The sequence below is a fragment of the Modestobacter sp. VKM Ac-2985 genome (genome assembly GCF_026967925.1).
Classification (GTDB): Bacteria; Actinomycetota; Actinomycetes; order Mycobacteriales; family Geodermatophilaceae; genus Modestobacter.
The window spans coordinates 864,192-881,656 of record NZ_JAPVBI010000001.1 but is presented as its reverse complement, the minus strand read 5'-3'; the positions used below and the strand labels follow the sequence as shown (position 1 = coordinate 881,656).

The following is a 17,465-nucleotide window of genomic DNA, read 5'->3' as shown; positions in this document are numbered from 1 at the left end:
ACCTCACCCCGCACGGCGACGACTCGACCGGCTGGCACTGCGGTGCCTGCCTGCGGACCTTCACCGTGCGGCTGACCGGAACAGGGGTGCGGAACCCATGACGATCGCCATCACCACGCCGACGCTGGAGCTCGCGGCCGAGGCCGATGCGCGCTTCGAGGGCATCACCGACCCGGTCGAGCAGGCGCTGGCCGTGCTCGGCTGGGCCGGGGACACCTTCGGCGACTCCTTCGCCGTCACCTCCTCGATGGCCGACGGGCTGCTGGCGCACCTGGCCAGCCGCGCCGTCCCCGGGGTGAACGTGGTCTTCCTGGACACCGGCTACCACTTCGCCGAGACGATCGGCACCCGTGACTGGATCACCAGCGTCCTGCCGATCACCCTGCACAACGTCCAGCCGCCGCTCACCGTCGCCGAGCAGGACCTCGAGCACGGGCCGGCGCTGTACGAGCGCGACCCCGACCTGTGTTGCTCGATGCGCAAGGTCCAGCCGCTCGCGAAGGCGCTGGCCGGCTTCACCGCCTGGGGCTCCGGCGTCCGCCGCGACGAGTCGGCCACCCGGACGGGCACCCGGGTCGTCGACTGGGACGCCAAGCGCGGCATGGTGAAGGTCAACCCGCTGGCCGCCTGGACGCAGGACGACGTGGACGCCTACATCGCCGAGCACCAGGTGCCGGTCAACCCGCTGTCGGAGATCGGCTACGCCTCCATCGGCTGCGCGCCCTGCACCCGCCCGGTCGCCCCGGGCGAGGACCCGCGCGCCGGCCGCTGGGCCGGCAAGAACAAGGTCGAGTGCGGCCTGCACACCTGAGGTGAGCGAGCACGATGGGGAGATGCCCCGCCCGCCGCGCCTCTCCCCCGCCGATGTCGACGCCGCGCTGAGCGGCCTGCCGCTGTGGTCCGGCGGTCCGGACGGCATCGAACGCACGCTTCAGCTGCCCACCTTCCGCGCAGCCGTCGAGGCGATCAGCGCGATCGCCGACGTCGCCGAGCAGCTGGACCACCACCCGGACATGGACCTGCGCTGGACGGCGGTGCGGGTCGCCGTGGTCACCCACTCCGCCGGCGGGCTCACCGAGCTGGACCTCGAGCTCGCCCGCCGGGTGGACGTGCTCGTCCCCGGCTGAGAGCGGACCCCGGCCGCGCAGCGCGACCGGGGCCCGGTGCACCTCGGTTCAGCTGCCGATGCGACCACCGTCTGGCCGGAAGACGACCGCCACGCTGGGGCGCGGGTAGGGCCGCTCGGCCAGCTGGTCCGGCCAGGTGCTCGACGGCGTCTCACGCGTCGCCCCCGCGGTCTCCCCGGGGTGCTGTACCGCGACGAACACCGAGCGGGAGTCCGGGGTGATCAGCGGCCCGCTGCACTCCGCACCGAGCGGCACCGTCAGGAACGCCTTGAGGTGACCGCGCTCCGGTCCGGCCGTCGGAACGGCGAAGAGCCCGTCGTTGGTCCCGGCGTAGGTGCCGACCTCCCGGTTCCGGGTGGAGAGCACGTTCCCGTCGGTGGAGATCCACAGGTTCCCGGACAGGTCGAACTCCAGGTTGTCCGGGCAGGACAGGGCGCTGACCTGGCTCTTGTCGTAGCCGGCGAAGTACGTCCCGGGCGTCTCCGGGTCACCGGCCACGATGAACACCCGCCAGTAGAAGTCGTCCCCGGCGATCCCGTCGGTCTCCAGCCACTCCAGGACGTGCCCGTTGCGGTTGCCGGCCCGCTCCTCGTAGGTGCCGTCCTCGATGTCGAAGGCGAAGGACCGGGACACCGGGTTCGGCTCGTCGGCGACCTCACGCTGCGAGTTGTTCGTCAGGGCCGCGTAGACCCGGCCGTTGACCGGGTTCACCTGGATGTCCTCGGGCCGGTCCATCCGGGTGGGCAGCTGGGACGGGTCGAGGACCACCGGGGCGGCCGGGTCGGGGAAGTCGCCGTTGGCGTCCAGCTGCTTGCCCAGCCGGTCGGCGGCCAGCCGGGTGAAGGTCAGCACCCAGGGCACCGACTTCCCCGGGATCATCGACTGCCCGTCCTTCACCAGCGGGATCCACTGGCCGGTGCCGTCGAACTCCCCGTCGGCCGGCAGGCTCGCCAGGCCGTCGATCTGCTCCGGCGGCGAGTCGCCGGTGAAGCGCGCGACGTAGAGGTCGCCCTCCTCCAGCAGGGTCATGTTGTGCGCCCGCGACGCACGGTCGATACCGGGCCGGTAGCGCGCCTTGGAGACGAACTTGTAGATGTAGTCGAACCGCTCGTCGTCACCGGAGTACGCGACCACCCGGCCGTCCTCGGCGATCTGGACGTTGGCCCCCTCGTGCTTGAACCGACCGAGGGCGGTGCGCTTCTTCGGGGTGGACGTGGGGTCGTACGGGTCGAGCTCCACGACGTAGCCGAAGCGGTTCGGCTCGTTGGGCTCCCGGGTGAGGTCGAAGCGAGGGTCGATCTCGTCCCACCGGCGGCCGGGGAGCTCCTCGGTGGAGATGCCGTAGCGGGACAACCGGGGCTCCCGTGGGTCCTCCGTGATGACCGTCGACGTCCCGAAGTACTGGTTGAAGTTCTCCTCACCGTGCAGGGTCGTGCCCCACGGGGTCACGCCGCCGGCACAGTTGTTCAGCGTGCCGAGCACGTGGCGGCCCGCCGGGTCGGCACTGGTCTGCACGTACTCGGAGCCGGCCACCGGCCCGGTCAGCTCGAGGGTGGTCATCGCGGTGACCCGGCGGTTTCGCTTCCCCCGCCGGTCGGGCAGCCAGTTGCCCGAGCTCCCGTCCCGGGCCAGCTCGACCACCGAGATGCCGTGCGCCATCATCGCGATGCGCTTCTGCACCTCGGTGGTGGGCGCGTCCTCGTCGGCCACGCCGGCGAACATCAGCTGCTCGTTCGTGTACTCGTGGTTGACGACCATCAGCGCCCGCCGACCCTTCCGGTCCAGCGGCAGCAGCCCGATGTAGTCACAGTTGTAGCCGAACTGCATGGCCTGGGCCTCCGGCGTCTGGGCGTCGACGTCGAAGGCCGGGGCGTCCGGCAGCACCGGGTCGCCCCAGCGCATCACCACGCCGTAGGTGTAACCGGCGGCGGTGACCAGCTCGTCGAGGAGGTTCTGCTCGACCGGCTCGAAGGTGAGGGGTGCGTCGGGCGCCGGCCGCCAGTTCAACAGGTCCGTGTCATCGGCCCGCGCCGGGGTGGCCTGCAGCGGACCGGCCGCCACGACCAGGGCTCCGGCGCCCGCGGCCTTCAGCATGGTCCGTCGGCTGAACGCGCCCTCGACGACCGCACCGATGGTGGGGTTGCCCGTGGTGTTCGGCACGGGGGTGTCGCAGGCGTTGCCGCACTTGTAGTGACACGTCGCGTGGCTGCGGCTGCCGTGCCGGACGGAGCTCAGCAGCGGGAGCAGCAGGCGACGGCGGGCGGGGACGATGTCCGTCATGGGAGGAGTCCTCTGGTCGGGTGGACGGTCCGACCCGGACGCTAGGAAGGGCTGCCCACCCAGCCGGTGAACGGCAGCAGAAACGAGGGTGACCGGTGGGGTCCCTGGGGACGACCGGGCGTGTCGCGCCGAGGCACTCCCGCCGGCGACCCGGGGTGGCCGCCGATCAGCGCGTCGGACCACAGCGACCGTCCGGCCGGCTCCGGGTCGACGTGGGCCGCAGCGGCCTGGGAGCCCAGCTGCCAGAGCGCAGCAGGAGCCCGGCCGCCGTGTGCGGCCGGGCCCCTGCGTCACCGGGTCAGCTGCCGATCCGACCGCCGTCGGGCCGGAAGACGACCGCCACGCTGGGCCGCGGGAACGGCCGCTCTGCCAGCCGGTCCGGCCAGGTGCTCGACGGTGCCTCGCGGGTCGACCCGGGGGTCTCGCCGGGGTGCTGGACCGCGACGAAGACCGAGCGGACGTCCGGGGTGATCAGCGGCCCACTGCACTCCGCACCGACGGGCACCGTCAGGAACGCCTTGAGGTGGCCACGCTCCGGCCCCGCCGTCGGCACGGCGAAGAGCCCGTCGTTGGTCCCGGCGTAGGTGCCGACCTCGCGGTTCCTCGTCGAGAGCACGGTCCCGTCGGTCGAGATCCACAGGTTGCCGGCGGGGTCGAACTCGAGGTTGTCCGGGCACGAGAGGGCGCTGACCTGGGTCTTGTCGTAGCCGGCGAAGTAGGTCCCCGGCGTCTCCGGGTCACCGGCCACGATGAACACCCGCCAGTAGAAGTCGTCCCCGGCGATCCCGTCGGTCTCCAGCCACTCCAGCACGTGCCCGTTCCGGTTGCCCGACCGCTCCTCGTAGGTGCCGTCCTCGAGGTCGAAGGCGAAGGACCGGGACACCGGGTTGGGCTCGTCGGCCACCTCCCGCTGCGAGTTGTTGGTCAGCGCGGCGTAGACCCGGCCGTTGACCGGGTTGACCTGGATGTCCTCGGGCCGGTCCATCCGGGTGGGCAGCTGCGAGGGGTCGACGACCACGGGTGCGGCCGGGTCGGGGAAGTCGCCGTTGGCGTCCAGCTGCCTGCCCAGCCGGTCCGCGGCCAGCCGGGTGAAGGTCAACACCCAGGGCACCGACTTGCCCGGGATCATCGACTGCCCGTCCTTGACCAGGGGCAGCCAGTGGCCGGTGCCGTCGAACTCACCGTCGGCGGGCAGCGTCGCGAGACCGTCGATCTGCTCGGGGGGCGAGTCGCCGGTGAAGCGGCCGACGTAGAGGTCGCCCTCCTCCAGCAGGGTCATGTTGTGCGCACGCGTCGCGCGGTCGTGACCGGGGCGGTAGCGCTCCTTCGACACGAACTTGTAGATGTAGTCGAAGCGCTCGTCGTCGCCCGAGTAGGCGACGACGCGTCCGTCCTCGGCGATCTGGACGTTCGCCCCCTCGTGCTTGAAGCGCCCGAGCGCGGTCCGCTTCTTCGGCGTGGAGGTGGGGTCGTACGGGTCGAGTTCGACGATGTACCCGAAGCGGTTGGGCTCGTTGGGCTCCTGGGTGACGTCGAACCGGGGATCGACCTGGTCCCACCGGCGGCCACCGGGCTCCTCGGTGGAGATGCCGTAGCGGGACCACCGCGGCTCCCTCGAGTCCTCCACGAAAGGCGTCGTCGCCCCGAAGTACTGGTTGAAGTTCTCCTCCCCGTGCAGCGTGGTGCCCCACGGCGTCATGCCCCCGGCACAGTTGTTCAGCGTCCCGAGGACGAGGCGGCCCGCGGGGTCGGCGCTGGTCTGCACGTACTCCGAGCCGGCCACCGGTCCGGTGAGCTCGAAGGGCGTCATCGGCGTCAGCCGACGGTTGCGCTTCCCCATCCGGTCCGGTCGCCAGTTGCCCGAGGCCCCCTCCCGGTGCAGCTCCACGACCGAGAGGCCGTGGGCCATCATCGCGATGCGCTTCTGCTGGTCGGTGGTGGGCGCGTCCTCGTCCGCCACCCCAACGAACATGAGCTGTTCGTTGGTGTACTCGTGGTTGACCACGATCAGTGCCCGGTGTCCGCTGTGGTCCAGGGGCAGCACGCCGATGTAGTCGCAGTTGTAGCCGAACTGCTTCGCCTGGGCCTCCGGCGTCTGGGCGTCGACGTCGAACTCCGGGGCGTCCGGCAGCACCGGGTCGCCCCAGCGCAGGACGACGGCGTACTGGTAGCCGGTGGCGGTGACGAGTTCGTCCAGGAGGTTCTGCTCGACCGGCTCGAAGGTGAGTGGCGCATCCGGGTGCGGCTGCCGACCTCCGCCCGGCCCGGTGGCCAGCGCGGGCGTGGAGCGCAAGGGGCCCACTGCCACGACCAGCGCACCGGCGCCGGCGGCCTTGAGCAGGGTCCGCCGGCTGAAGGCGCTCTCGACGACCTCGCCGATGGTCGGGTTGTCCGACTTGTTCGGCACGGGGGCATCGCAGGCGTTGCCGCACTTGTAGTGGCACGTCGTGTGCGTGCGACTGCCATGTCGGAAGGAGTCCAGGAGAGGGAGGAGCAGGCGACGGCGGGTGGGCGCGATGTCCGTCATGGGAGGTCCTCTGGTCAGGTCGGCGCTGAGGACCGGGACGCTAAGTGACGTACATCACTATCTCGGCGGGCGCGGCACGAGTGCTGGGTGACCTGCGGGATCCCGACGGGGCGTCTGAGCGCGGCGTGTCCAGCCGTAGACAGTGAGTAGCCACCGACCGGGACGGGTGCGGCGCCGGGGTCGCGGACACGCCACCGGAGGGGCCAGGACCGCGGTCCTCGGACTGGGAGGTCAGGCCTGGACGGGGAGGACCAGCAGCCGCAGCAGCCGGTCGGCCTCGGCGTCCGGGTCGGCGGTGAGCCCGGTGTGCACGGCGCTGGGCTGCACGACGGTGCTGCGCGGGGCGGTCAGCCAGCGGAACCGCGACCCCAGCGCCTCGCGCCCGGCCGCACCTGCCGCGACCGCGGCCGAGCAGACGTCCGCGGCGGCCTGGAGTGCGGCGGTGATCGCGGCGGGGTCCGCCGTGGGGTCGAGGGCGTGCAGCCGGTCGACGTCCAGGTGCACGCGCGAGCCCAGGTAGTCCCGCTGCCGGCAGTAGACGAGCACCCCGGCGTTGAGCGACTCCCCGCGCTCGACCCGCGGCACCACCCGCAGGACGGCGTACTCGAAGGTGTCCAGACCGGTCACCGCTGGCTCACGCCCTCCGGCGGCGGCGGGCCGAGCCACGACGGACGGTTCTGCCCGCGGGGGGCGGTGCGCCGACCGGCTCCGCCCGCGGCGGCCGCCGCGACGAGCGCGGGCAGCCAGACGTCGCGGGCCGCCAACCGCTGCAGCAGCTGGCCGACGTAGCGGGCGCGGACCTCCTCGGCGGTCTCCTCCGGCGTCGCCCCCTCCAGCCACGCGTCGGGCACCTGGGCCAGCACATCGGTGAGCAGCGAGCCGGTGACCCGCGGCCCCAGCGCGGCGTCGGCGGCCACGACGTCGGGGTCGCACTCCACCAGCGCGTGCTGCGCCGCGTCGTACGGGCGGGGCACGGCGGCGGGCGCGCCCGGCCAGTGGTGGTGGAAGGTGAGCGCGGCACCGTGGTCGATCAGGTGCAGTCGCCCGTGCCAGAAGAGCATGTTCGGGTTGCGCCACGACCGGTCGACGTTGCCGATCAGCGCGTCGAACCACAGCACCCGCCCGGCCAGCTCCGGGTCGACCTGGGCGGCGCCGGCCTCGAAGTCCAGCGCGCCGGGCAGGTAGTCCATCCCGAGGTTCGTCCCGGCGGACCGGCGCAGCAGCTCCTGGACCTCCTGGTCCGGCTCCCCCACCGCCAGCTCCGGGACGACGTCCACGGTCACGAGCGCAGGGACCGGCAGGGCCAGCCGGCGGGCCAGCTCCCCGCAGACCACCTCCGCGGCGAGCACCTTCACGCCCTGCCCGGCGGCCCGCCACTTGACCACGTAGGTGCCCAGGTCGTCGGCCTCCATGAGCCCCGGCAGCGAGCCACCCTCGCGCAGCGGGGTGACGTACCGGGTGGCGGAGACAGCGGGGAGCACAGTGCTGGGCAGCCTACCGGCGGACCCTGCCCCGGCCGGGGAGACTGACGGCGTGGGACTCCTCCGCCGCGTGACGCTGCCGCAGCTGGTCGACGCACCGTTCACCTACCCCGAGGTCGGGGCCACGCAGGACGCGACCCTGCCGGCCGGCCACCACCACGTCGAGCGGTCCGCCGTCGTGGGCTCGGGCCGGGCGGAGTTCGAGCGGGCCGCGGCCGCGGTGTTCGACTGGGCCGCTCAGCGTGGCGCGGGGCTGCGGGTCCGGGCTGACGGACCGGCCAGCACCCCCGGCACGGTGGTGCTGATGACGGCGGGGTTCGGACGGCTGGGGATGGACATCCCCTGCCGGGTGGTCTGGGTGGTCGACGAGCCCCGGCGACGCGGGTTCGGGTACGGCACGCTGCCCGGGCACCCGGAGAGCGGCGAGGAGTCCTTCGTCGTCACGCTGGAGCCAGCGGGCGACGTGGTCTACACGCTGCGGGCGTTCTCCCGGCTGGCGACGCCGCTGTCCCGGCTGGGCGGCCCGGTCAGCCGGCGGGTGCAGGGGCTGGCACTGGACCGCTACGTGACCACGATCCGCCGCGCCGCGCGGGCCGGCTGACGTCACCGGCCGGCTTCTGCCCGCTCCTCCTTGATCATGTCCTTGCTGCGGACGAGCCGCAGCAGGGTGACCACGAACAGCCCACCGGCCATGTTCAGCAGGACGGTGTACCAGAGCCAGGCGAGCCAGTCGCCGTAGCCGAACGGGGCCCCCGCGTGCAGGGCCGCGAAGATGATCAGCGAGTCCAGGATCGAGTGGAACAGCTGCAGCCCGGCCAGCACGAAGGCGCCGGCGATCGCCGCGACGATCTTGGCCGGGTCGGACTCGGTGCCGTGCTGCATCCGGGTCATCAACGTGATCGCGATGCCGGCCAGGAAGGCCAGCGACGCCGACTGCAGGTCCAGCGGTGAGTCGACGAAGTGGACCGCGCTCTCGATCGCGGTGGCCCGCAGGTCCGGGAAGGCCCGCACCGCCAGCCACATGAACAGCCAGCCGCCCAGCAGGTTGGCCACCAGGGTGCCGCCCCACAGCTTCCCCAGCTGGGCGAAGCTCGCCCGGCCGGCGGCCACGGCGGTCACCGGGACGAGGAAGCCCTCCGTGAAGAGCTCGCTGCGGGCCAGCAGGAGGGCGATGAAGCCGACCGAGAAGGCCAGCCCGGCCAGCAGGTGGCTGCCGGTCTCGGCGTAGACGGCGAACAGCAGGAGCACCCCGGTGGCGACCTCCAGGCCCCCGGCGAACCCGGTGGTGAGCACCTCGCGCCAGTTGCGGTGCAGCCGCTGGGCACCGTCGCTGACGATGGCGTCGAAGGCCTGCTGGAGCTCGTCCTCGGTGGGGCCGTCGGTCTCCCCCAGCTCTTCGCGGGCCGGATCGGGGTCGCCGAAGCCCTCGTGTGCCGGGTCGGTCCCGCTGAGGTCTTCACGGGTGGTGCCCACGGTGTCTCCTGCCCAGACGGCCGGGCAGTCGGGGCGCCGCGGTCCGGGCGCGAACTACCCCGCGCAGGCAGGCCCACACCCGGGGCCGACAACGTCACACGTCGCCGGCCACCGTTTCCCCCGCGCCGACGACCGGGTAGTCGACGCCGAACCCCTCCTCCGAGCACAGGAGCTCCCGCATGCCTCCGCAGCGCAAGCCCGACCAGTCCGCACCGAAGACCGTCAGCGCCACCGGCGTCGGCTACGAGGGCCCGGAGGACGGCCGTGACCCTCGCGCCCAGGCCGGCGAGTTCGTGACGTCACCGATGGGCGTCCGCCTCCCGGACACCGACCACTCGCTCAAGGCCGGCCGGCGCGGGCCGACGCTGCTGGAGGACTTCCACCTCCGCGAGAAGATCAACGCCTTCGACCACGAGCGCATCCCGGAGCGCGTGGTGCACGCCCGCGGCGCGGCCGCGCACGGCGTCTTCACCGCCTACGGCACCGCGGCGAACATCACCCGCGCCGCCGTCCTGGCGGAGAAGGACCTGGAGACCCCGGTCTTCGTGCGGTTCTCCACGGTGCTGGGATCACGCGGCTCGGCCGACACCGCCCGGGACACCCGCGGGTTCGCGGTGAAGTTCTACTCCACGGAGGGGAACTGGGACCTGGTCGGCAACAACATGCCGGTCTTCTTCATCCAGGACGCGATCAAGTTCCCGGACATCATCCACGCCGGGAAGCCGAGCCCGAGCCGGGAGATCCCGCAGGCCCAGTCGGCGCACGACTCCTTCTGGGACTTCGTCACCCTGCACACCGAGGCCACCCACCACACGATCTGGAACATGAGCGACCGGGGCATCCCGCGCTCCTTCCGGATGATGGAGGGCTTCGGCGTCCACTCCTTCCGGCTGGTCAACGAGGCGCGGGAGACCGTGCTGGTGCAGTTCAAGTGGACCCCGAAGCTGGGCGTGCACTCCCTCACCTGGGAGGAGGCGCAGCTGGCGATGGGCACCGACCCGGACTTCCACCGCCGCGACCTCGCCGACGCGATCGAGGCCGGCGCGTTCCCGGAGTGGGAGCTCGGCGTCCAGGTGTTCCCGGACAACGACGAGCAGATGTTCTCCGGCATCGACCTGCTCGACCCGACCAAGATCGTCCCCGAGGAGATGGTTCCGGTCCAGCCGATCGGGAAGCTCGTGCTGAACGCCAACCCGACGAACTACTTCGCCGAGACCGAGCAGGTGGCCTTCAACACCGGCCACGTCGTCCCCGGCATCGAGTTCACCAACGACCCGCTGCTGCAGGGCCGCAACTTCTCCTACCTGGACACCCAGCTCACCCGGCTCGGTGGGCCGAACTGGCGGCAGATCCCGATCAACCGCCCGCACGCCCCGGTGAACGACAACCACCGCGACGGCTTCATGCAGCAGGGCATCCCCACCGGCGACGCCCCCTACCTGCCGAACACGGTGGACGGTGGCGAGCCGGAGCCCGCGGACTGGGAGCACGGCGGCTACGTCAACGTGCCACGGCACGTCGAGGGCGACGTCGTCCGGGAGAGCCAGTCCTCCTTCGAGGACCACTTCTCCCAGCCGGCGATGTTCTACGCGAGCCTGTCGCACCCCGAGCAGGTGCACGTCACCGAGGCGTACACCTTCGAGCTGGGCAAGGTGTACGAGCGCGAGATCAAGGAGCGGGCGCTCGGCGTCCTCGCCAAGATCGACACCGAGCTGTGCGAGGCGGTGGCCGCCGGGCTCGGGCTGCCGGCGCCGAAGCCCGACCTGGTCGAGCACCTGCCCGCCTCGCCGGCGCTCGCGCAGGTGACGGGTGAGGCGTACCCCATCGACGGTCGGCAGGTCGCCGTCATCGCCGGGCCGGACGCCGACCTGGCCGGCATCGCCGCGTTCCGCGAGGCGATCGAGGCCGCCGGTGCCCAAGTGAAGGTGCTCGCCCCGGTCGGCGGCGAGCTCGGCTCCGGCGCGAGCACGCAGGTCGTGGAGCGCACCTACGTGACCGCCCGGTCGATCGAGTTCGACGCGGTCGTCGTCGCCGACGGCGCCCCGAAGGAGAAGGACATCAAGGCCGTCGTGCTGCTGCACGAGGCGTTCCGTCAGCTGAAGGCGTTCGGCACGTGGGGCGACGGCGCCGAGGTGCTCACCGCGGCCGGCATCGACACGTCGGGCCCGGGTGTGCTCAGCGCAGACAGCGGCGCAGGCCTGGCCGCGGACCTCCTCGCGGCGATGGGCCAGCACAAGGTCTGGGCGCGGGCCGAGCTGGTCACCTCCAGCGCGGTGCCGCCGGCCGCCTGAGCCACCGCCCCACCCCGGGGCCGACCACGGCAGGCCCGGTGCGCACCCGCGTACCGGGCCTGTCGTGCGTCAGGCAGCCGGCTGCTCGACCGGGGTGGCCGGGTCGCCGTCCGCGGCGTCGGCCAGCGCCGGCACGACCTCGTCCAGCAGGTACGGCAGTGACAGCGGGCTGCCGTACCCCAGCGCGGCGGACACCGGACCGTCGTAGCCGCCCAGCAGGACCGTGCGGTCGGAGGTGACCACGTCCAGCGCGGAGAACAGCGTGTCCGCGGCGGCGTCCTCCTGGGTGTACCCGTTCACCGCCAGCACGTCGGCCTCCAGCAGGTCCAGCCGCTCCTGGCTGACGTCGGTGCTCGTCTCGGGGACGGTGAAGCCGAGGTCGGTGAAGAACTGGGTGCGCAGGTCGTCCTGGCCGAGCAGGTAGTGGCCCGAGCCGACGCCGGTCAGGTCGACGGCGAGGGACGTGCCGGCGAACTCCGGGTTCTCGCTGATCGCCTCCTCGAACTGCCCCTCGACGTCCGCGACCAGCTCCTGGGCCTCCTCCTCGAGGCCGAGCGCCTCACCGGTGAGCAGGGTCTGCTCCTGCCAGGGGGTGGCGCCGTCGGCGTGGTCGTCGGTCTGCGCGAGGGTCGGCGCGATGCCGGACAGCTGGTCGTACACCGCCTGGTCCATGTAGGAGTAGACGCCGACGATCAGGTCGGGGTCCAGTGCGGCGACGGCCTCGACGTCGATCTCCGCACCACCGATGGTCGGCAGCTCCGCGCCGTCGAGCTGCTCCTGCGCCCACGGCCGCTGGGTGGCGTCGTACTCGCCGAGGTTCTCCCGGACGCCGACCGGGGTGACGCCCAGGGCGAGCACGAAGTCCTGGTCGTTGAAGCCGACGGTGACCACCCGCTCGGGCTGCTCCGGGATCTCCGTGGTGCCGAACTTGTTCTCGATGCTGACCGGGAAGGCATCCGACGCCGGTGAGGAACCGGCAGCAGCCGCGGTGCCCTCGTCGTCGGAGCCACCGCAGGCGGCGAGCCCGAGGACGGTGGTGAAGGTCGCGGTCGCGATGACGGCGCGGGCGAAGGGACGGCGGGGCACAGGCACTCCTCGATCAGGTCGGAGAGGTGAGGATAGCCTCACCTCTCCGACCGGGAGGCCGGCTCAGCGCTTCGGCAGCTCCAGCGCCGACGGCCCGAACCGCTCCACCCGCACCGACGCCGGCGGCAGACCCAGCCCGACCAACAGCTGGCTGGCGGACTCGGCGAAGCCCGCGGACCCGCAGACGTAGGCGGTCTGCCCGGGCTCCCACAGCGGGAGCAGGTCCATCGCGGTCAGCCGGGCCGCCGGGCGGACGCCGTGGACCTCGCGGGTCAGCGCGATCAACGCCCCCGCCTCCACCAGCTCGTCGGCGTAGGGCAGCTCGGCCAGCGTGCGGGCCGAGACCGCGACCCGGAGCAGGTCCAGCCGCCCGAGTGCCCGGGCGTGCCGGACCATCGCGACCAGCGGGACGACGCCGCTGCCGCCACCGACCAGCAGTGCCGGGGTGGCGCCGTCCCAGACGAACCAGCCACCGATCGGACCGCGGACCTCCAGCTCGTCGCCGGGCTCCACGACGTCGGCGAGGTAGGTGGAGACCTCACCGTCGTCCAGCCGCTCGACGAACAGCTCCACCAGCGGGTCGTCCGGCGCCGAGGCCACCGAGTACGAGCGCTGCGCGGTGTAGCCGTCCTCGGCGGTCAGCCGGACGACGTAGTGCTGGCCGGGCAGGTGGTCGACGCGGTCGTGGACGTCCAGCCGCAGCTCCACCGAGCGCACGATCGGCCGGCGGAGCCCGGCGACGGTCGCCGTCCGCCAGCCGCCGGCGGGTGCGGCGCCTCCCGCAGGCGGACCGCCGGCGGTGACGGAGGTGCTGCCGGAGTCCGGCCCGGGGTCCTGTAGGTCGTCCACCGGCTCAGTCGCCCTGGTACCGCTGCTGCTTCCACGGGTCGCCGCGGTCGTGGTAGCCGTTCTGCTCCCAGAAACCGGGCTGGTCCCGCTTCAGCACGGTGATCCGGCTGATCCACTTGGCGCTCTTCCAGAAGTACAGGTGCGGCACCAGCATCCGGACCGGCCCGCCGTGCTCGGCGGTCAGCGGCTTGCCGTCGAACTCCCACACCAGCCAGGCCTTGCCGCCGGTGACGTCCTCGATCGGCAGGTTCGTGGTGTAGCCCGTCTTGGACGTGGCCATCACGAACCGGCCCTCGGCGGTGGGCTGCGCGACGTCCAGGAGCGAATCCACGCTGATGCCACCGAACCGGGTGTCGAACTTGGACCAGGTCGTGACGCAGTGGATGTCGCCGCGGTACTCGGCCGAGGGCAGTGCGTGCGCCTCGTCCCAGGTCCAGGTGGTCGGCGTGGCCACCTCGCCGTCGACGGTGATGCTCCACGTCTCCGGGGTGATCCGGGGCGTGGGCTCGGCGGTGAGCACCGGCCAGTCACTGCCGGCGTCGTACTGGCCGGGTGGGAGCCGGGGGTCTCCGGCCGCGCGGCGGCGGCCGAGGAAGCCGCGGGTGGGTCCTGGCACGTCGTCGTCCTCTCGGGGCACCGGACTGGGTCGCAGCCGATCTTCCTCCACCCCCGGCGCCGCCGTCTCCCCTGGGTGACGGGTGGTGTCCGCCCGCTCCCGGCAACGTGCCGAGGGTCTGGTTGGGCCGCTCAACCGGTGAGGCTTCCCTTACATGAGCTGTGTCACGGTGCGTTCACCTGGGTGTCACGTGGGCACTGGGCTTACCTTTGGCCTTGTGGCGACAGTGACGACGCAGCCGGCCCAGCGCAGGGCCCCCAAGACCGGCCGGTTCGACAGCTCGGTCGTGAAGAAGACCGTCATGGCGGTCAGCGGGATCATCATGATCCTCTACTTGCTCGCCCACATGGTCGGCAACCTGAAGGCCTTCTCCGGCGCCGAGGCGTTCAACAGCTATTCCGGGTGGATCCGCACCATCGGTGAGCCGGCGCTCCCGGCCCAGACGGCGCTCTGGATCATCCGGATCGTGCTGCTCGCCGCGGTGGTGCTGCACTTCTGGGCGGCCATCTCGCTGTGGCGCCAGGCCCGGCGCGCCCGTCCGGTGCCCTACGTGACCAAGAAGCGGGTGCAGCAGAGCTTCGCCTCGCGCACCGTCCGCTGGGGCGGGCTCATCCTGGCGCTCTTCATCATCTGGCACATCCTGGACCTCACGCTCGGCGCGGTGAACCCGGTCGGCTACGACTCCACGCCCTACGACCGCCTGATCGCCAGCTTCTCCAACATCCCGATCACGCTCTTCTACGTGGTCTCGATGGTGCTGCTCGGCCTGCACCTGCGGCACGGCATCTTCGCCGCCACCCAGACCCTCGGCCAGACGAACAAGCGCCGCGAGCGCGCCGTCAACGGCCTCGCCTACGTCGTCGCCGGGGTCATCACCGTGGGCTTCCTGCTCGTCCCGCTGTCCGTCGTCTTCGGCTTGATCGACTGAGAGAGAAGGACACACCGCCATGCCTCTCGAGCTCTTCACCGTGGGCGAGCCGATCGCCGACACGACCGCCCCTCGCGACGTCCCGCTCCCCGACCGCTGGAACGAGCGCAAGTTCCGCGCCCGGCTGGTCAACCCGGCCAACCGCCGCCGGCTGTCGATCATCGTGGTCGGCACCGGCCTGGCCGGTGGCTCGGCGGCGGCGTCGCTGGCCGAGATGGGCTACCGGGTCAAGAACTTCTGGTTCCAGGACAGCCCCCGGCGCGCGCACAGCGTCGCAGCCCAGGGCGGCATCAACGCCGCCAAGAACTACCGCAACGACGGCGACAGCGTGCACCGGCTGTTCTACGACACCGTCAAGGGCGGTGACTTCCGCTCCCGCGAGGACAACTCCTACCGGCTGGCCGAGGTCAGCGCCGCGATCATCGACCAGGCCGTGGCCCAGGGCGTGCCGTTCGCCCGCGAGTACGGCGGCCTGCTGGACAACCGCTCCTTCGGTGGCGCCCAGGTGGCGCGCACCTTCTACGCCCGCGGCCAGACCGGCCAGCAGCTGCTCTACGGCGCGTACCAGGCCCTGGAGCGGCAGATCGGCCTCGGCAACGTCGAGCAGCACCCGCGCACCGAGATGCTCGACCTGGTCGTCGTCGACGGGAAGGCCCGGGGCATCGTCGTCCGGAACCTGATCACCGGCGAGATCACCAGCCACTTCGCCGACGCCGTCGTGCTGGCCTCCGGTGGCTACAGCAACGTCTTCTACCTCTCCACCAACGCCAAGGGCTCCAACGTCACGGCGGCCTGGCGGGCACACAAGCGCGGCGCCCTGTTCGCCAACCCGTGCTACACGCAGATCCACCCGACCTGCATCCCGGTGAGCGGCGACTACCAGTCGAAGCTGACGCTGATGAGCGAGTCGCTGCGCAACGACGGCCGGGTCTGGGTGCCCAAGGAGCGCGGTGACGACCGCAACCCCAAGGACATCCCGGAGGACGAGCGCGACTACTACCTCGAGCGCAAGTACCCCGCGTTCGGGAACCTCGTGCCCCGCGACATCGCCTCGCGCCAGTCCAAGAACGTCTGCGACGAGGGCCGCGGCGTCGGGCCGAACGGGCTGGGCGTGTACCTGGACTTCAGCGACGCCATCGCCCGGCTGGGCCAGCCGGCGATCGAGGCGAAGTACGGCAACCTCTTCGACATGTACAACCGGATCACCGGCGAGAACGCCTACGAGACCGGGATGCGGATCTACCCGGCCGTCCACTACACGATGGGCGGGCTGTGGGTCGACTACGACCTGTCGTCCAACATCCCGGGCCTGTTCGTCATCGGTGAGGCCAACTTCTCCGACCAGGGCGCCAACCGGCTGGGTGCCAGCGCACTGATGCAGGGCCTGGCCGACGGCTACTTCGTGCTCCCCAGCACGATCAGCAACTACCTCGCCGACGGCCCGTTCCCCGCGGTCGACGCCACCCACCCGGCGGCGGTCGAGGCCGAGCAGTCGGTCCGCAGCCAGACCGAGCGGCTGCTGTCGATCAACGGCACCCGGACGGTCGCCTCCTTCCATCGCGAGCTCGGCCGACTGATGTGGGACCTGTGCGGCATGGAGCGCTCGGAAGAGGGCCTGCGCAAGGCACTGGACCGGATCCCGGAGATCCGGCACGAGTTCTGGACCAACGTGAAGGTCTCCGGTGAGCAGGGCATCTTCAACCAGAACCTGGAGCACGCCGGCCGGGTCGCCGACTTCATCGAGCTCGCCGAGCTGATGTGCGTCGACGCGCTCCACCGCAACGAGAGCTGCGGTGGGCACTTCCGGGTCGAGAGCCAGACGCCGGAGGGTGAGGCGCTGCGCGACGACGAGGAGTACGCCTACGTCGCCGCGTGGGAGTACACCCCGGAGGGCGAACCGCCGGTGCTGCACCGCGAGGCCCTCGAGTACGAGTACGTCCACCTCGCACAGCGGAGCTACAAGTGACACAGCGGAGCTGCAAGTGACCAGCACAGAGACACCGATGATGAGCCTGACGCTGCGCATCTGGCGTCAGCGCGACCGGACCAAGAAGGGCAAGATGGTGACGTACCACGTCACCGACGTCTCGCCCGACATGTCGTTCCTCGAGATGCTCGACGTGCTGAACGAGAAGCTGATCCTCGACGGCGACGACCCGGTGGCCTTCGACCACGACTGCCGCGAGGGCATCTGCGGTTCCTGCGGTCTGATGATCAACGGCATCGCGCACGGCCCCGAGCAGGCCACCGTCTGCCAGCTGCACATGCGGTCGTTCTCCGACGGCGACGTGCTGGACATCGAGCCGTGGCGCGCCGGCGGTTTCCCGGTGGTCAAGGACCTCGCCGTGGACCGGTCGGCGTTCGACCGGATCATCTCCGCCGGCGGGTTCATCAGCGCCCCGACCGGCACGGCCCCCGAGGCGCACTCCACCCCGGTGCCGAAGAAGAACTCCGACGCCGCCTTCGACGCCGCGACCTGCATCGGCTGCGGTGCCTGCGTGGCGGCCTGCCCGAACGGCTCGGCGATGCTGTTCACCGCGGCGAAGGTCTCCCACCTCGGGCTCATGCCGCAGGGCCAGCCCGAGCGCGACGCCCGGGTGCTGAAGATGGTGGCCCAGCAGGACGCCGAGGACTTCGGTGGCTGCAGCAACATCGGCGAGTGCTCCGCCGTGTGCCCCAAGGGCATCTCGATGGAGACCATCTCCCGGCTCAACCACGACCTGCTCGGTGCGCTGCGCGCCGGCGCCGTCCCGATGAGCTGATCGCCGGCACCTCCCCGGTGGCCGAACGGGCCGGCACCCCACCTG

General features: G+C 71.7%; 15 protein-coding genes. 7 read left to right on the top strand and 8 right to left on the bottom strand.

What is annotated here, in order from left to right; translation table 11 throughout:
* Nucleotides 1-97: 97 nt before the first annotated feature.
* The gene (locus O2V61_RS04085; RefSeq protein WP_269182049.1) at nt 98-811 is read left to right on the top strand and encodes a phosphoadenylyl-sulfate reductase; all 714 of its coding nucleotides are present in this window, start codon (nt 98-100) and stop codon (nt 809-811) included.
* 22 nt (nt 812-833) lie between these two features.
* The gene (locus O2V61_RS04080) at nt 834-1,127 is read left to right on the top strand and encodes a 4a-hydroxytetrahydrobiopterin dehydratase (protein ID WP_269182048.1); all 294 of its coding nucleotides are present in this window, start codon (nt 834-836) and stop codon (nt 1,125-1,127) included.
* A 48-nt stretch (nt 1,128-1,175) separates the two neighbouring features.
* On the opposite strand, the gene O2V61_RS04075 is transcribed toward O2V61_RS04080, so the two are convergent.
* The 4 genes from O2V61_RS04075 to O2V61_RS04060 form a co-directional block, all read right to left on the bottom strand.
* A complete protein-coding gene (locus O2V61_RS04075) occupies nt 1,176-3,407 on the bottom strand; it encodes a PhoX family protein (protein ID WP_269182047.1) in 2,232 nt (743 codons plus the stop codon).
* A gap of 298 nt (nt 3,408-3,705) precedes the next feature.
* On the bottom strand, nt 3,706-5,814 hold the full coding sequence (locus O2V61_RS04070; protein ID WP_269182046.1) for a PhoX family protein: 2,109 nt from the start codon (nt 5,812-5,814) through the stop codon (nt 3,706-3,708).
* Between the two features lie 351 nt (nt 5,815-6,165).
* Nucleotides 6,166-6,561 carry a DUF3037 domain-containing protein gene (locus O2V61_RS04065; RefSeq protein WP_269182045.1) on the bottom strand — a complete coding sequence of 132 codons (396 nt, stop codon included), beginning with the start codon at nt 6,559-6,561 and terminating at the stop codon, nt 6,166-6,168.
* Nucleotides 6,558-7,415 carry a HipA family kinase gene (locus tag O2V61_RS04060; RefSeq protein ID WP_269182044.1) on the bottom strand — a complete coding sequence of 286 codons (858 nt, stop codon included), beginning with the start codon at nt 7,413-7,415 and terminating at the stop codon, nt 6,558-6,560. The genes O2V61_RS04065 and O2V61_RS04060 overlap by 4 nt, the downstream gene beginning before the upstream one ends.
* Before the next feature lie 52 nt (nt 7,416-7,467).
* Here O2V61_RS04060 and O2V61_RS04055 point away from each other — a divergent pair, with 52 nt between their 5' ends.
* Nucleotides 7,468-8,016: a DUF1990 family protein gene (locus tag O2V61_RS04055; protein WP_269182043.1), complete on the top strand. Its 549-nt coding sequence runs from the start codon at nt 7,468-7,470 to the stop codon at nt 8,014-8,016.
* Between the two features lie 2 nt (nt 8,017-8,018).
* Here the strand turns inward: O2V61_RS04055 and O2V61_RS04050 are convergent, their stop codons facing one another.
* Nucleotides 8,019-8,888: a formate/nitrite transporter family protein gene (locus tag O2V61_RS04050; protein WP_269182042.1), complete on the bottom strand. Its 870-nt coding sequence runs from the start codon at nt 8,886-8,888 to the stop codon at nt 8,019-8,021.
* A gap of 179 nt (nt 8,889-9,067) precedes the next feature.
* Here O2V61_RS04050 and O2V61_RS04045 point away from each other — a divergent pair, with 179 nt between their 5' ends.
* On the top strand, nt 9,068-11,179 hold the full coding sequence (locus tag O2V61_RS04045; protein WP_269182041.1) for a catalase: 2,112 nt from the start codon (nt 9,068-9,070) through the stop codon (nt 11,177-11,179).
* Nucleotides 11,180-11,248: 69 nt separating this feature from the next.
* On the opposite strand, the gene O2V61_RS04040 is transcribed toward O2V61_RS04045, so the two are convergent.
* The 3 genes from O2V61_RS04040 to O2V61_RS04030 form a co-directional block, all read right to left on the bottom strand.
* Nucleotides 11,249-12,265: an iron-siderophore ABC transporter substrate-binding protein gene (locus O2V61_RS04040; protein WP_269182040.1), complete on the bottom strand. Its 1,017-nt coding sequence runs from the start codon at nt 12,263-12,265 to the stop codon at nt 11,249-11,251.
* Between the two features lie 63 nt (nt 12,266-12,328).
* Nucleotides 12,329-13,114: an FAD-binding oxidoreductase gene (locus tag O2V61_RS04035; protein WP_269182039.1), complete on the bottom strand. Its 786-nt coding sequence runs from the start codon at nt 13,112-13,114 to the stop codon at nt 12,329-12,331.
* Nucleotides 13,115-13,118: 4 nt separating this feature from the next.
* Entirely contained in the window at nt 13,119-13,730 is a 612-nt protein-coding gene (locus tag O2V61_RS04030) for a sulfite oxidase-like oxidoreductase (protein ID WP_269182038.1), read from the bottom strand.
* 217 nt (nt 13,731-13,947) lie between these two features.
* On the opposite strand from O2V61_RS04030, the gene O2V61_RS04025 reads away from it, so the two are divergent.
* Genes O2V61_RS04025 through O2V61_RS04015 form a run of 3 tightly spaced genes read left to right on the top strand, consistent with a single transcriptional unit; the run spans nt 13,948 to nt 17,420 of the window.
* Nucleotides 13,948-14,658 carry a succinate dehydrogenase cytochrome b subunit gene (locus O2V61_RS04025; RefSeq protein ID WP_269182037.1) on the top strand — a complete coding sequence of 237 codons (711 nt, stop codon included), beginning with the start codon at nt 13,948-13,950 and terminating at the stop codon, nt 14,656-14,658.
* Nucleotides 14,659-14,677: 19 nt separating this feature from the next.
* Nucleotides 14,678-16,624 (top strand): fumarate reductase/succinate dehydrogenase flavoprotein subunit, encoded by a 1,947-nt coding sequence (locus tag O2V61_RS04020; RefSeq protein WP_269182036.1) that lies wholly within the window; start codon nt 14,678-14,680, stop codon nt 16,622-16,624.
* A gap of 16 nt (nt 16,625-16,640) precedes the next feature.
* Complete coding sequence (locus tag O2V61_RS04015; protein ID WP_269182035.1) at nt 16,641-17,420, top strand: succinate dehydrogenase/fumarate reductase iron-sulfur subunit; 780 nt, start codon at nt 16,641-16,643, stop codon at nt 17,418-17,420.
* The last annotated feature ends 45 nt before the right edge of the window (nt 17,421-17,465 follow it).